Annotated in this window: 14 protein-coding genes, 1 tRNA gene and 1 pseudogene; 4 read left to right on the top strand and 12 right to left on the bottom strand. The window is 36.2% G+C overall.

Features of this window, described 5'->3' with window-relative positions; translation table 11 throughout:
- Positions 1 to 8: 8 nt before the first annotated feature.
- The 6 genes from LDL79_RS15360 to LDL79_RS15335 form a co-directional block, all read right to left on the bottom strand.
- The gene (locus LDL79_RS15360; protein ID WP_225598352.1) at positions 9 to 566 is read right to left on the bottom strand and encodes an acyltransferase; all 558 of its coding nucleotides are present in this window, start codon (positions 564 to 566) and stop codon (positions 9 to 11) included.
- 17 nt (positions 567 to 583) lie between these two features.
- Complete coding sequence (locus LDL79_RS15355) at positions 584 to 979, bottom strand: (R)-mandelonitrile lyase (RefSeq protein WP_225598351.1); 396 nt, start codon at positions 977 to 979, stop codon at positions 584 to 586.
- Between the two features lie 23 nt (positions 980 to 1,002).
- Entirely contained in the window at positions 1,003 to 1,503 is a 501-nt protein-coding gene (locus LDL79_RS15350) for a cupin domain-containing protein (protein WP_225598350.1), read from the bottom strand.
- 138 nt (positions 1,504 to 1,641) lie between these two features.
- Positions 1,642 to 2,514, bottom strand: coding sequence for a helix-turn-helix domain-containing protein (locus LDL79_RS15345; RefSeq protein ID WP_225598349.1), 873 nt, complete (start codon positions 2,512 to 2,514; stop codon positions 1,642 to 1,644).
- 199 nt (positions 2,515 to 2,713) lie between these two features.
- On the bottom strand, positions 2,714 to 3,055 hold the full coding sequence (locus LDL79_RS15340) for a single-stranded DNA-binding protein (protein ID WP_225598348.1): 342 nt from the start codon (positions 3,053 to 3,055) through the stop codon (positions 2,714 to 2,716).
- A 3-nt stretch (positions 3,056 to 3,058) separates the two neighbouring features.
- Positions 3,059 to 3,217 (bottom strand): hypothetical protein, encoded by a 159-nt coding sequence (locus tag LDL79_RS15335; protein ID WP_225598347.1) that lies wholly within the window; start codon positions 3,215 to 3,217, stop codon positions 3,059 to 3,061.
- 395 nt (positions 3,218 to 3,612) lie between these two features.
- On the opposite strand from LDL79_RS15335, the gene LDL79_RS15330 reads away from it, so the two are divergent.
- Positions 3,613 to 3,870 carry a CBU_0592 family membrane protein gene (locus LDL79_RS15330; protein ID WP_225598346.1) on the top strand — a complete coding sequence of 86 codons (258 nt, stop codon included), beginning with the start codon at positions 3,613 to 3,615 and terminating at the stop codon, positions 3,868 to 3,870.
- Here LDL79_RS15330 and LDL79_RS15325 read toward each other — a convergent pair.
- Positions 3,853 to 4,455 (bottom strand): TetR family transcriptional regulator, encoded by a 603-nt coding sequence (locus tag LDL79_RS15325; protein WP_225598345.1) that lies wholly within the window; start codon positions 4,453 to 4,455, stop codon positions 3,853 to 3,855. The genes LDL79_RS15330 and LDL79_RS15325 overlap by 18 nt on opposite strands.
- A gap of 119 nt (positions 4,456 to 4,574) precedes the next feature.
- Here LDL79_RS15325 and LDL79_RS15320 point away from each other — a divergent pair, with 119 nt between their 5' ends.
- The 3 genes from LDL79_RS15320 to LDL79_RS15310 are packed head-to-tail and all read left to right on the top strand — an operon-like array spanning position 4,575 to position 10,454.
- Positions 4,575 to 5,891, top strand: coding sequence for an alkaline phosphatase family protein (locus LDL79_RS15320; RefSeq protein ID WP_225598344.1), 1,317 nt, complete (start codon positions 4,575 to 4,577; stop codon positions 5,889 to 5,891).
- Between the two features lie 12 nt (positions 5,892 to 5,903).
- A complete protein-coding gene (locus LDL79_RS15315) occupies positions 5,904 to 8,996 on the top strand; it encodes a SusC/RagA family TonB-linked outer membrane protein (RefSeq protein WP_225598343.1) in 3,093 nt (1,030 codons plus the stop codon).
- 12 nt (positions 8,997 to 9,008) lie between these two features.
- Entirely contained in the window at positions 9,009 to 10,454 is a 1,446-nt protein-coding gene (locus tag LDL79_RS15310; protein ID WP_225598342.1) for a SusD/RagB family nutrient-binding outer membrane lipoprotein, read from the top strand.
- Positions 10,455 to 10,749: 295 nt separating this feature from the next.
- On the opposite strand, the gene LDL79_RS15305 is transcribed toward LDL79_RS15310, so the two are convergent.
- From LDL79_RS15305 to LDL79_RS15285, 5 genes and pseudogenes are all read right to left on the bottom strand, one after another.
- Positions 10,750 to 11,106, bottom strand: a complete 357-nt coding sequence (locus tag LDL79_RS15305; protein ID WP_225598341.1) for a site-specific integrase — start codon at positions 11,104 to 11,106, stop codon at positions 10,750 to 10,752.
- Positions 11,036 to 11,689: pseudogene (locus tag LDL79_RS15300) on the bottom strand (site-specific integrase). The gene LDL79_RS15305 and the pseudogene LDL79_RS15300 overlap by 71 nt, the downstream one beginning before the upstream one ends.
- 90 nt (positions 11,690 to 11,779) lie before the next feature.
- A complete protein-coding gene (locus LDL79_RS15295) occupies positions 11,780 to 11,938 on the bottom strand; it encodes an Arm DNA-binding domain-containing protein (protein WP_225598340.1) in 159 nt (52 codons plus the stop codon).
- 230 nt (positions 11,939 to 12,168) lie between these two features.
- Positions 12,169 to 12,242 (bottom strand) — tRNA-Arg (locus LDL79_RS15290).
- Between the two features lie 351 nt (positions 12,243 to 12,593).
- On the bottom strand, positions 12,594 to 12,869 hold the full coding sequence (locus LDL79_RS15285; protein WP_225598339.1) for a hypothetical protein: 276 nt from the start codon (positions 12,867 to 12,869) through the stop codon (positions 12,594 to 12,596).
- Between the last annotated feature and the right edge of the window lie 86 nt (positions 12,870 to 12,955).

Raw genomic sequence — 12,955 nt, 5'->3', positions numbered from 1 at the left:
TTTTCTTGTTATTCTAAGTCTTTAATTTTCTTCGCAGGAACTCCGGCATAAACGCTTTTTGGCTCTACATTTTTATTCACCACAGCCCCGGCAGCGATTACTGCGTGCTCACCGATAGTAACTCCGGGTAATACCGTTACGTTGGCCCCAAGCCAAGCACCCTTTTTTATGGTTACTTTCTGTGGAATAAGTGTATTTCTAGTACTCGTTGCTATGGGATGATTTTCAGAGGTAATATTTACTCGAGGTCCAATCATAACATCATCTTCAATAACGATTCCTCCCAAATCCAGAAAACTACACGCGTGATTGATAAACACATTTCTTCCCAGTTGTATATGACGCCCAAAATTTGTGTAAAACGGCGTGAATACCGTGGTATCTTCTGAGACTACAGCTCCTGTAATTTCACTTAAATAATGCCGGGCTTCATCTAAATCTTGTGCGTTATTGAGTTTAAGATTTAAACGCATCGTTTTTTCTACAGAAGCGCCAATAAGACCATAATCAGGGTCATTCATAGTAACTTTTTCGTTAGCACGTAATCGGTCAAAAATTGTTTTCATCTTCATTAAATCTTAGCTTACTTCTTATACTGGTCATCAGCAACCTTTTCCATCCAGTCGACCACTTTACCATCAACTTCCTCCTGAATTGCCAGATGACTCATCGCCTTTTGAGGAGAAGCACCGTGCCAGTGTTTTTCTTCTGGTTCAAAGTAGATGACATCTCCCGGAAAAACTTCAACAATAGCTTCACCTTCCTTTTGAATCCAACCCATACCTGATGTGATAATCAGCGTCTGCCCAGCAGGATGGGTGTGCCAAGCTGTTCTAGCCCCCGCCTCAAAAGTCACCATTGCCGCAGCAGCATTTGTTCTGGGTTGTTGACTAAATTGCATCTCTACTCGTACTGCTCCTGTAAAATAGGCCTCAAGCCCCGGAGCAGAGTGGATCTCTTGATTTCTTGTAATTTTCATAGCGTTTAGTTTAAGAGGTTGTATTATTTAATATAGACTGAATCTGTAACCGTCTCCATCCAGTTAACGATTCCTTTTTCGGCGTTCGGAACGATGTACATTTGCTGAAGTCCATTGTTTTCAGCAGCTCCATGCCAGTGGCGTGTGTTTGGTGGACATTTAACAACATCTCCTTTTTGGATCACTTGTTTAGGCTGACCTTCTATCTGATGATACCCTTTTCCGTCAGTAATGATTAAAATTTGTCCGCCGGGATGGGAATGCCAATTACTTCGGCTTCCGGGTTCAAAATAGACGTTACCAATTGCTGTAGTATAGATAGAGTCTGGAGCGACTAACCCTATATTGTAGGCATTTCCTGTAAAGTTTTGATCAGGCCCCATCTCCCCTTTTGGGAAAATGAATTCTGTTTGAGTTGTTGTTTGAGAAGTGTTCTTATGAAGCTTACGGTCATTGCAGGCTACACTAAGCAATGCAGCTATAACAGTAGTCACAGCCAGATTGAATACGGGTTTTGCAGTCATTGGTTTTACGGTTAAAATTGAGCTACAAAATTATAGACCGTAACCAACCATCAGCTAACGATAATCAAATGATAGCTTAAGATTTTCAACACAAGCTATTAAAGTGTTGTTAAGACCACTTCATAAGGCAAGTCAAATTTAAAAATTCGCTGCCCTAAAAGCTCCCGGATTGGTTTGCGTGGCTTTTTTGAAGAAATTATTGAAGTATGATGGATAATCGAATCCTAATGCATAGGCGATGTCGCTCACATTCCAATCTGTATGTAAAAGCAAGGCTTTAGCCTCATTTGCAATGCGATTATTAATGTGCGTAGTCGTTGAATGTCCCGTAACCTCACGTACTGCCTTGTTCAAATAATTAACGTGTACCGAAAGCGCCTCGGCATAATCTTTAGCGGTACGCATTTTTAGCGGTTGTGCCATTCCCTCAATAGGAAATTGTCGCTCTAGCAATTCGATAAAAACATTAGCTAGACGCGTCAAAGCATTAACGGGCTGATGCAAATTTTGAGAAGGCTCTAGCTTTAAAGCCTCGTGAATCAAAAGATTAATGTAATTTCTGATTAAATCATCTTTAAGGCTATAATCAGTTTTTTGTTCTTCGATCATCTTCTTAAAGATGGTATTCAAAAATAACCGTTGCTCTTCTGAGATTTTTAAAACCGGAGTTCCATCTAGCTTGAACAAGGGAGATTGCTGCAAGCTTTCTGAACGATTAGAGGTCGCTAAAAATGCTTCGGAAAACAAACACGTGTAGCCGGTATAAGTCGTTGAAATCGTTTCCCACGAATAAGGAATGTGGGGATTGCCGAAAAATAAAACGGTTCCTTTATGATTAAAACTACGATCAGAATAATGAATTTTACTTTCGCCGGTGGTCAAACAGATTTTGTAGAAATCCTTTCGACTATAAATGCGCGTTGCATTGCTATCGGATTCGACTTGAAATACATTAAAACCTTTCAGCTTTAATTCTGTATTAAATTCAGAAACGGAACGTGTATTTTTCATTCGCCAAAATTAAGATTTTCAAAACAAATGTGGAATTTTAAAAAACAGGACAAATAGAACGAGTAGAGGTAGCTTAGTGAGTACCTCTACAAAAAATCCATTATTGTAAGTGAATTTGGTGGTGGTGTTCTGAAAGGGTAACAAGGTCTAAAGTAATTTCGCTAATAGTGAAACATCTTCGCCCTCTTTTTTTAGTGATTTACTCGGATTTACTACCCAGTAATACAATTTCTGAAGTTTCTACTTCGGTGACATAGCGTTTAAGCCCTGCACTATCGGTATAGCTTCTGGATTTCAGTTTTCCGGTTAATGCCAGTTCTTTACCCTTGGGTGCATAATTCTCAATAAGCTCGGCCGTTTTGCCCCACGCCACAATGGTGTGCCACTGGGTATCCTGTGTTTTTTCGCCTTTGGCATTTTTGTAAAATTCATTGGTCGCCAGTGAAAAGCGCACCACTTTTTTACCGCTTTCTAGGGTTGTTAGTGTAGGCTCTTGCCCTACGTTTCCGATTAACTGAACTTGATTTCTTAGTGTACTCAAAACTCAAAAATTTAGATGATTAAAAATGCTGCCCAAACCCTTTGGACAGTTTGCGTTTATACCTTTAAAAAATGATTTACTTATGTTATCCTGAGCGTTTCCCTTTTTTGTTTTTAAGGTTTTTGATTCCGCTTCTGTTGGTATGTTTTGAACTGATTTCATAAGATTTCATTTTGATTTACTTCCATTAGTGCCTATCGCTGTTCCCTTTTTTTGTTGCTGATACGTTTTCAAGAGTTTGAATTAGTAAGGACATATAAAAGCGAGACCCGAGCGGTTATGCTGTCCGTCTAATTTCAAACTATTGGTATTTTGCTTTCAAAAAAAGAGAAGTACAGCGATGCTGCTTAAGGGAATTCAAAAAGCTAACGAGGGAAGGTTTAAAACTTTTGAAGGAGGGCAAAATATTGGAACCCTAAACTTAAAAGTAGAGAACGATTTCTAAGGAGTCCGTATTAGATTTAATGGAATAATAAAATGAATTAGCACATCATAAATTACTTCCTTCCTATATTGAGATAAACTTCTTACTAGTTATAGTATATCAAAATGTTATTATGGAATATATAGGTTGGATTGGCGCATTACTATTTATTATCTCCTACTTACTTTTAAGTCTTGAATACCTCTCTGCTCAAAAATACTTGTATCACATTTTAAATGCTCTTGGGGCTTTATGCCTGGTGATAAATGCATTGGTTATTGATGATTACCCAAACATATTTGTGAATGCTGTTTGGGGGTTGATTGCATTAGTTGCTGTAATAAAGAGAATGCAACCTACTATAAAAGGAAAATCACGTGGTAAAATTTAGCAACTCAAGACTATTTTTTGTGTAGATAGCTACTTGTTTTTTATATCTCGCTTCAGACTCTTCGAACATTCCTAAGTAGTAATAGGCACCATCAATTAGGGCAAAAATAACTTCAGTTACTTCTTTCAAATTAGTATTATTTATAATACCGCATGATTTGGCTTCAAGTAATCTTTGATATAATACTTGGTGTAATTCAAGTAGGTATGATTTAAAACTGTTTTTAAATTCAGGTACTCGATAGATAAGTGCATAACAGCTATAAAAAACACCATCATCAAAATAGCTATTCCAGGCTCTGGTAAATAAATTTTCAATAAAAAGCACTAAATGTTCTTTAGTGTTCATCACACCTATATCCTCAGAAATCATCACGTTAAGATGCTGTTCTAGGATATATTCATTTAATCCAATCAAGAGTTCCTCCCTATTCTCAAAGTAGTGTAGAACCAATCCTTTGCTGATATCCATATGCTGGGCAAGCTTAGCTATAGAGGCATTCTCCAGTCCCAATTGACGCGATACTTCATAAAACGCAATGATAATTTCTTTCCTTCTTTGCTCGCTAATATTTTTTCTACCCATACTAAAATTTATCAAAAATAGACTTTTCAATTTTTTATTGAACTCTGTAAAACATAATAACACAAAGACAACATTTAAGTAATCATTATTTAATTGAACGATTGGTCAATCTATTTTCCTTGTCTGCTACTTTTGATGCCATCAAATCAAAAAATATGCATCTCAAAAAAACAGTATTACTTATTTCGTTATTCGCCTCAATTATAAACTTGAATGCTCAGTTGCAAAAAACTACTTCAATTAAGCAAAAAGTAGTCTTCATTATAGTTGATGGCATTGCTTACGACATGATCGTGAACAACCCCTCACCTCGATTGGATGAAATTGCTGTCGAAGGATCGATAACCCAAGCATATGTTGGAGGTTTAAAAGAAGGATATTCTGAAACGCCTACAATTTCTGCTGTTGGTTATAATAGCCTACTTACAGGGGTATGGGCAAATAAACACAATGTTTGGGGCAACAGTATTAAAGATCCTAATTATAATTATCCTACAATTTTTAGACTATTCAAAGATCAATATCCGAATGGCAAAACCGCTGTATTCTCTACTTGGTTGGACAATCGCACAAAACTTATAGGAGAAGGCTTAGATCAGACTAGAGCGGTTGAAGTTGATTATAAATTTGATGGATACGAACTTGATACTATTAGGTTCCCACACGATGCCAAACGTGAATACATTAAAAAAATAGATGCGCTAGTGGCTAAAGAAGCTGCATTTACTATAAAAACACAGGCTCCGGATCTTTCTTGGGTTTATCTAGAATATTCGGATGATATGGGCCACGGCTATGGAGATAGTCCACAACTTACTGCAGCCATTAAATATGAAGATAGTTTAATTGGTTCCATCTACGATGCAGTGAAATTTCGAGAACAAAGCCACCAAGAAGACTGGCTGTTTCTAGTAACTACAGATCACGGACGATCGCCTAAGGATGGAAAACATCACGGAGGACAGACAGATAGAGAACGTAGTACCTGGATTGTTACTAACAGTAAAAACACCAACACTTATTTCGACACACAAATACCCGCTATCGTAGATCTGCTGCCTACGTTGACTAGTTTTTTAAACATAGATGTAGCCAAAGATATACGCTCAGAGTGGGATGGGGTTTCTCTTATAGATCCTGTTGATTTCATAAATGTTCAAGCTGCAGTGTTAGATAATCGACTGCATTTAGAATGGGAAACTTTAGGAAACAAGAATACCCAAGTCAGCATTTTGACAACCAACACTAATGATAAGAAGTTGGGTGGAAAAGATAACTATACCAAAATCGGTCAAACTTCCTTGGGATCAGAACGGTTTGATATTGTTCTAAAAAAAGGTAAAAAACTTCCGGTTAAAATTCTTCTACAGACGGAAAACACCACTCAAAATGTTTGGGTTAACCAAAAAAATCAATCAACAAAAAAAAGCAATTAATCTCAAAATGACATGAAGAAAATCTTTACTCTTTTAATCCTTTTAGTTTCACTGGTCTCCTTTGCTCAGCAGACCGTTAAAGGTGTAGTCAAAGACCCCAATGGGGTGCCCTTGGGAGGCGTTACCGTTATGATTCCTGATAGTTCTCGAGGGACGGTAACTGATTTCGATGGAAATTTCAGTATTCAAGTGAATAGTGGTGAGACCTTACAATTTTCCTACGTTGGTTTTACAAAGCAAGAAGTAGTTATCTCAAATCAATCGCTTCTTGAAATTATAATGGCAGAAGATGCGCAAGCTCTTGATGCTGTAGTTGTAACAGCCTTAGGAATCAAAAAGGAGAAAAAAGCGCTGGGATACGCAGTTCAAGAAGTTGAAGGTGATAATCTAGAAAAAGCAAAAGAACCCAATTTTGTCAATCAACTTTCAGGTCGCGTAGCTGGGTTGAATATTAAGAACTCAACTGATCTGTTTCAAAATCCCACCATAGAGTTACGTGGCGCTACTCCCCTACTAGTAATTGATGGAATTCCTGATCGTACGTTAGATATCTGGAAAATTAATTCGGACGATATTGAAAGTATAAGTGTTTTAAAAGGTGCTACTGCTTCTGCACTTTACGGTTCTGTAGGAAGAAATGGGGCAATTATGATTACAACAAAACGAGGTAAAAAAGGTAAACTCAATGTAAGCTTCAATAATTCTACCTTATTTCAAACAGATTTCATCCGGGTGCCTGATGTTCAAACAACTTATGGAAACGGAAATCGAGGTGTTTATGCTTATGTTAATGGAAGTGGATCCGGTACTGAAGGCGGAGGTTGGATTTGGGGTCCACGCCTAGATCAGCAGGATCCTACTACTACAAGCGGTTTTTATGAAACCACGCAGTACAACAGTCCAGTAGATCCTAACACAGGAGAATTAATGCCAATACCCTTTACATCTAGAGGTAAAGATAATATCAAAAATTTCTTCGAAACAGGAATTATACAGTCCAACAATGTGAGTGTGGGTTGGGGTAATGATAAGGCTGACGTTCGTCTTTCTTTATCTAACAACTATCAGAAAGGAATTGTTCCTAATACGGATTTGAAAAACACATCATTCAACCTTGCTGGTACCCTAAGACCTACTGATAAACTTACATTAAATGGCTCTTTAACCTACAATAAGCAATTCACTAGTAACTTTCCTGAAGTTGGTTATGGTCCTACTAACTATCTCTATAACTTGATATTATGGACTGGTACAGATGTTGACATTAGAGATTTAAAAAATTACTGGCGCGAAGGTCAAGAAGGCATACAGCAACGTCATTTTAATATATCCTATTATAACAACCCCTACTTTCAGGCATTTGAATATGAAAGAGGTTATAATAAGACCAACATTTATGGAAATGCTTCCTTCAATTATGAAATCACCGATGCTATAAGTCTCAGAGGACGTACGGGGGTAAATGAGTACAGTCTTTACCGAACTTATAAAGAGCCTAAAAGTTATATCGGTTATGGTAATAAATCCAGAGGAAACTTTTCAATTGCACAAACGGAGTATTTCGATATCACTTCAGATTTAGCTCTTCACTTTGAAAAGAAAATTTCAGATAATTTTGGGATCACAGCAGAAGGAGCATATGTTAATTATTATAGAAATTCAAAAAACACGTCTCAGTCTACTGATGGATTGAATGTCCCCGGATTTTACAATTTAGCAAATAATGCTGGCGCTACATTATTAGGTTCCAATCGTGAAGAAAAAGAAACCATCAATAGCTTTTACGGCTTTATTGATCTTGAGTTCTATAACGCATTTTATCTATCATTAACAGGGCGTAACGATAAAGTCTCAACATTACCTGAGGGTAACAATTCATTCTTTTATCCGTCTGTTTCCGGTTCTGTTGTACTAAGCAGTCTTTTTGAAATGCCAAAGTGGGTAAGTTTTGCCAAACTTAGAGGTTCTTGGTCTCGAGTTTCTGAAGGTAAAATTGGTAGTGATCCGTATGATTATATTTTAGCCTATGAAAAAGGCACTACTTGGAATGGTACTCCGTCAACCTACTTTGGCAGTAATTTACTTTCTCCAAATTTAGAACCAGAAACCTCAGACACTTGGGAAGTTGGTGCAAATATAAGAACCTTAAATAATCGACTTGGATTGGATATTGCTTACTACCAAGCTAGAGATTATAATAATTTAATATATAGCCCCATTTCTGATGCTTCTGGGTATAGTAGTATTTTATTGAATGGAAATGAATTTCAAAGAAAAGGTATAGAATTAACGCTAGATGCGACACCTATTAAAAATGAAAACTTTAGCTGGAACACTCAGATAAATTTAAGTCATTACCGCAGATACCAAGAAGAAATCTATGGCGATCGTGAGCAAACTGAAGGATATATTCGTGTTGGTGATAGAACTGACAAAATATATACTGGAGTCTATCAAACTAATGCTGAAGGAGATGTAATTTTTGAAAATGGATTACCAGTTTCAGATCCATATGATCGATTCATTGGCTATGATGAACCTGACTTAACTTATGGAATTTCTAATAGTTTACAGTATGAAAACATCTCCTTATCATTCTTATTTGATGGTCGCTTAGGTGGTTTGATGTATTCAAATACAAACCAGAAAATGTGGTGGGGAGGTACTTCTAAAGGAACAGTAAATCAGTTTAGAGAAGATGCTGTAAATGGTGAAAATACATATATAGGAAATGGTGTTGTGGTCACAGGTGGTTCGGTTAGCTACGATGTTAATGGAACCATTACAGAAGATACGCGTACTTACGCTCCTAATGATGTACCTGTAAACTATATCAGTTTTATGCAGAGCACTAGTAATTACCACAATAAGAATTACCATTATTACAAAGAAACCTTTATAAAGCTAAGAGAAGTAACGCTAACCTACCAATTCAATGAAGCGTTCTTAGAACGAACACCATTTAAAAGCTTAGACGTTTCCCTTGTAGGCCGTAATCTATGGTTAGCATCCGATATTCCTAATGTTGATCCTGACTCAGGAGTAGATAATCTTCAAGCTCCGGCGACCCGCAATATTGGATTTAACATCAATGCAAAATTTTAATACACCAAATTAATGATGATGAAAAAGTATCTAATTATATTCTCTTTACTACTGCTTGCTGGATGTTCTAAAGTTGAAGATTTACAAAACGACCCTAACCGGGCCACTCAAGTAAGTCCAGATTTACTCCTAACCACAATTGAGACTACAGCCTTTAATAATGTAAGTCTTAATGCTGCATTAGCTAGTAGACAATTAACATTTACAGATGGCACCAATCAATATCAGTATTATAACTGGCAACGAGCTGGTTTTGGTCAATACGATGATCTAAAACAAGTTTATAAAATGATTCAAGAATCTCAACGTACAGATTCACAGGTGTATCAAATTTTGGCAAAGTTTTTCAATGCTTATTACGCTATTGAACTAACCCGTGTATTTGGCGACGTACCTTATACAGAAGCTGTAGGTGCTGAGATAGGAATTTATACTCCTTCTTATGACCGTCAAGAGCTAATTTATGCATCAGCCCTTGATTCTCTTAGGGCTGCTGGTTTAGAATTAGCTCAAAACACTGAAACTATTCGTGGTGATGTTATTTATGAGGGGAATAAAAGACAATGGCAAAAACTAATAAATAGTTATAGTCTTAGAGTTCTAATGAGCCTATCCAATAAAGTTGATCAGACCGATATTGATATTGTTGGCCGGTTTAATGAAATCTTGAATAATTTTGATCAATTCCCAATATTTGAATCTAATTCAGATAATGCATCTTTAGTTTATGTAGATATTCAAGACAATCGCTATCCGTTATTTAATGATAATTCGCTTCAAACAGCCTATTATATGGAACAAACCTTTGTAGAAAGGCTTCAAAACTATGAAGATCCTAGATTGTTTATGATGGCGGACAAAAAGCCAAATGCATCAAATTTAAACGTGGAGGATTTTTCAGCATATGGTGGTTTGTATGGTAGCGCACCTTTAAGCGATAACGGATCTAAAGCCGTTAGTGGAGAGGCCTCTCGAATTAAGCCGCGATATTATAACAATCCTGTAAATGAGCCTTCAATACTTATGAGCTATGCTGAACTTCAATTTACACTAGCAGAAGCAGCTGCGCGCGGTTGGATTTCAGAACCAAGTGAACCGTATTATAAGTCAGGAATAGCTGCATCTTTAGCTTTCTACGGAATATCGCAGGCTGAAGATTACTTAAATAATCCTACAATTCAATTAAACAGTAATGAAGACCTAGAGTCTATACTTACTCAAAAGCACATTGCCTTGTTTTTGAATACTGGTTGGCAGAGCTTTTATGACCAAAGAAGAACAGGTTTTCCCGAATTTAATGTAGATGGTGGTGGAATTTTAAATAATGGTTTGATCCCAAAACGTTTTATGTATCCTCAAAATGAAAGCATCAACAACCCGGAAAATTTAAACGAAGCGATTAATCGACAATTCCCTTCGGGCGACAATATAAACGCTTCGATGTGGCTCATTGATTAAATTGCATCTGCTTAACAAATTTAAAAAGCTATGATTTTAAAATCATAGCTTTTTTTAAATAATTATTCAATTACGAGCTGTTGGAATTAAGATTATTAAATCACTATATCCTTTAACGGGTCTTCATTTAAGGTTTTAATTCTAGCCTATAATCATTATTGAATGCTAGTTCAACAGTGTAGCAAACAAAATTTTCTAAGTACTTCTGCTTTTATAGTAATTGAAAGTCCAAGAGTGTATCTTATCTAACGAATCTTAAACTCTTATCAATCTTTAGTTCTAAGCGTTCCATATCCTACTTAACTTTCTGGTCAATAACGCGAGCATAAATTTGAGTTGTGGCGAGCTTGGTATGTCCTAATAATTTTGACACAGTTTCAATAGGAACCCCATTTATAAGTGTTACTGTAGTTGCAAAAGTATGCCTGGCCACGTGAAAAGTGAGGTTTTTCTTTATCCCGCAGAAATCAGAAATCTCCTTGAGATAGCTGTTCGTCTTTTGATTGGATAACGTGGGCAGTAACCTGTTCCTACCAGAAACACGTGGATGATCTTGATATTTCAAAAGAATCCATCTCGCTTTATTCAGCAATGGTATTCGAAGCTCTACGCTTGTTTTTTTGTCGCATAGCTTTGATCCATTGCTGGCCATCTAAATCGGTTTCAATATTATCTTTATTCAATTTGGCTACATCTATATAGGACAAGCCCGTATAACAAGCAAATAGAAAAATATCTTTAACGATATCGAGACGCTCTAAGGAAGACGAAAAATCTTCTAGTTGTTCAAGTTCATACTGAGCTAGAAACTCTCTTCTATTTTTTACATATGAGCTTTTAAAACGAATAAAAGGATCTTTATCTATCCATTCGTGGTGGTATGCCATCGTAAGCATTTTACGTAATCTTTGTAAATGCTTCATCGCCGTATTATGCCCCATCTTTTTTTGATGATCTTTCGGCTAATAGGATTTTAAAAAGAACTCAAAGTTTTTAATAAAAGCATAGTCTAGTTTAGTAAGATAGATATCATCTGTTTTATACTTATCCACAAGAAACTTCTGTAAGTAGCGTTGTGTGACTTTATAATGACGAATTGTATGGGATGAAAGCGATGTAACAGAAATGGAATTGTGATATTCAAATAATTCTGATAGGGTATTATTACGCTTATCCTCACCTAAAAATTTATTTTTTATAGCTGAGGCGGTAATAAGGTTTCCTTCGTTCAGCAAGTCTTCATAAGATTGATAGATAAGTGAACGTATTTGATCTAAATATTTATTCAGAGATTTCGCAAATGGTTTGGATCCACGAACCAATCCTTAACTACTATCCCAACTTTCCACAGGCACTTTTCGCTTTAAGCTAATATTTGCTCGTTTCCCGTTAACAGTGATGCGAGCATAGATTATTGCTTCTTCATTTTCAGCTCTACAACCGTTAATCCAGAAGTTTAAACTAAACGTTAACCGAGTTCTCATAATATTCGTCTTTAAATGAAACATTTTTCTAGACGAAATTCAAACGTAAGTGCTTAAATTTAAGCATTTTAAACCTTAATTCGGTCAACAAAATAAAAGTTTAAATTTGTTGACCGATTTGTGGTATTTTTTATTGAATTCAAAGCTATTTAAATAAATCCATAAAAAATATAAAACCCTGTAAATCATACAATTTACAGGGTTTTGATCCAATTTGAATGCTAAAAAAGTGATCGCGACAGGATTCGAACCTGTGACCGTCTGCTTAGAAGGCAGATGCTCTATCCAGCTGAGCTACGCGACCTTTTTGCGGGTGCAAATATAATGCTTTAACTAAAATTTGAAAGCATAACCATTCAGAAAATTTATAAATTTTATCTTTTGAAAAGTATACCGCTCATTTACTGAATATTATAATCCTTTCAATCCACTTAACTGAATAGAAAGTCCTTCTACAAAATGAAAAACCCGCGCTTGCGCAACGGGCCTTTCTCCCAACTTAAACTCTTATTCAACTATGCTTTGGAGGAATCGTAAGTATAATTTCATCGTTACCGTCAACTTATGATTTGGGGTTGAAGTATTATGGCAATTAGAAATTCGGCTGTGTTGTAATTAAATCAATTATGACTTGGGGAAATCTTAATTTGGGGAATTAAGCTGTTTTAACGGGATTCTTAATATTTGCTAATTCTAAAGGCTTATGTGTATAAATCATTCTGCCTGTAAATTTAACCTTCTCCAATTGGTAAAGTCTCAATATGGCATCAGGTAAATCCTCACTAGCCAAAGACTCAACTTGCTGAGCAACTACTAAATCAAGAGCGCTAGTTAAAATGATTTTTTCAGAAACGGGCTTCACTTCATCTGTGTTAGCTGAAGCAAGTGCACTAAGAAAAAGAGCACAAATAAGAGTAAAAGTTCTAAGCACGATTTGGGTTTTGTTGTATTACACCCCAAATATATAACCGTTGATCCATAAAAGTCAATTTTTTTCGACGAAATACACAATTTTTG

This window comes from Leeuwenhoekiella palythoae (genome assembly GCF_020310025.1).
Taxonomy (GTDB): Bacteria; Bacteroidota; Bacteroidia; order Flavobacteriales; family Flavobacteriaceae; genus Leeuwenhoekiella; species Leeuwenhoekiella palythoae.
This window is presented reverse-complemented; position numbering and strand designations above follow the sequence as displayed.

What these genes read in the sequence shown, in the direction of transcription:
- LDL79_RS15360 (WP_225598352.1), bottom strand. Translation starts at nt 566, where the DNA reads ATGAAAACAATTTTTGACCGATTACGTGCTAACGAAAAAGTTACTATG.
- LDL79_RS15355 (WP_225598351.1), bottom strand. Translation starts at nt 979, where the DNA reads ATGAAAATTACAAGAAATCAAGAGATCCACTCTGCTCCGGGGCTTGAG.
- LDL79_RS15350 (WP_225598350.1), bottom strand. Translation starts at nt 1,503, where the DNA reads ATGACTGCAAAACCCGTATTCAATCTGGCTGTGACTACTGTTATAGCT.
- LDL79_RS15345 (WP_225598349.1), bottom strand. Translation starts at nt 2,514, where the DNA reads ATGAAAAATACACGTTCCGTTTCTGAATTTAATACAGAATTAAAGCTG.
- LDL79_RS15335 (WP_225598347.1), bottom strand. Translation starts at nt 3,217, where the DNA reads ATGAAATCAGTTCAAAACATACCAACAGAAGCGGAATCAAAAACCTTA.
- LDL79_RS15330 (WP_225598346.1), top strand. Translation starts at nt 3,613, where the DNA reads ATGGAATATATAGGTTGGATTGGCGCATTACTATTTATTATCTCCTAC.
- LDL79_RS15325 (WP_225598345.1), bottom strand. Translation starts at nt 4,455, where the DNA reads ATGGGTAGAAAAAATATTAGCGAGCAAAGAAGGAAAGAAATTATCATT.
- LDL79_RS15315 (WP_225598343.1), top strand. Translation starts at nt 5,904, where the DNA reads ATGAAGAAAATCTTTACTCTTTTAATCCTTTTAGTTTCACTGGTCTCC.
- LDL79_RS15310 (WP_225598342.1), top strand. Translation starts at nt 9,009, where the DNA reads ATGATGATGAAAAAGTATCTAATTATATTCTCTTTACTACTGCTTGCT.
- LDL79_RS15305 (WP_225598341.1), bottom strand. Translation starts at nt 11,106, where the DNA reads ATGGCCAGCAATGGATCAAAGCTATGCGACAAAAAAACAAGCGTAGAG.
- LDL79_RS15295 (WP_225598340.1), bottom strand. Translation starts at nt 11,938, where the DNA reads ATGAGAACTCGGTTAACGTTTAGTTTAAACTTCTGGATTAACGGTTGT.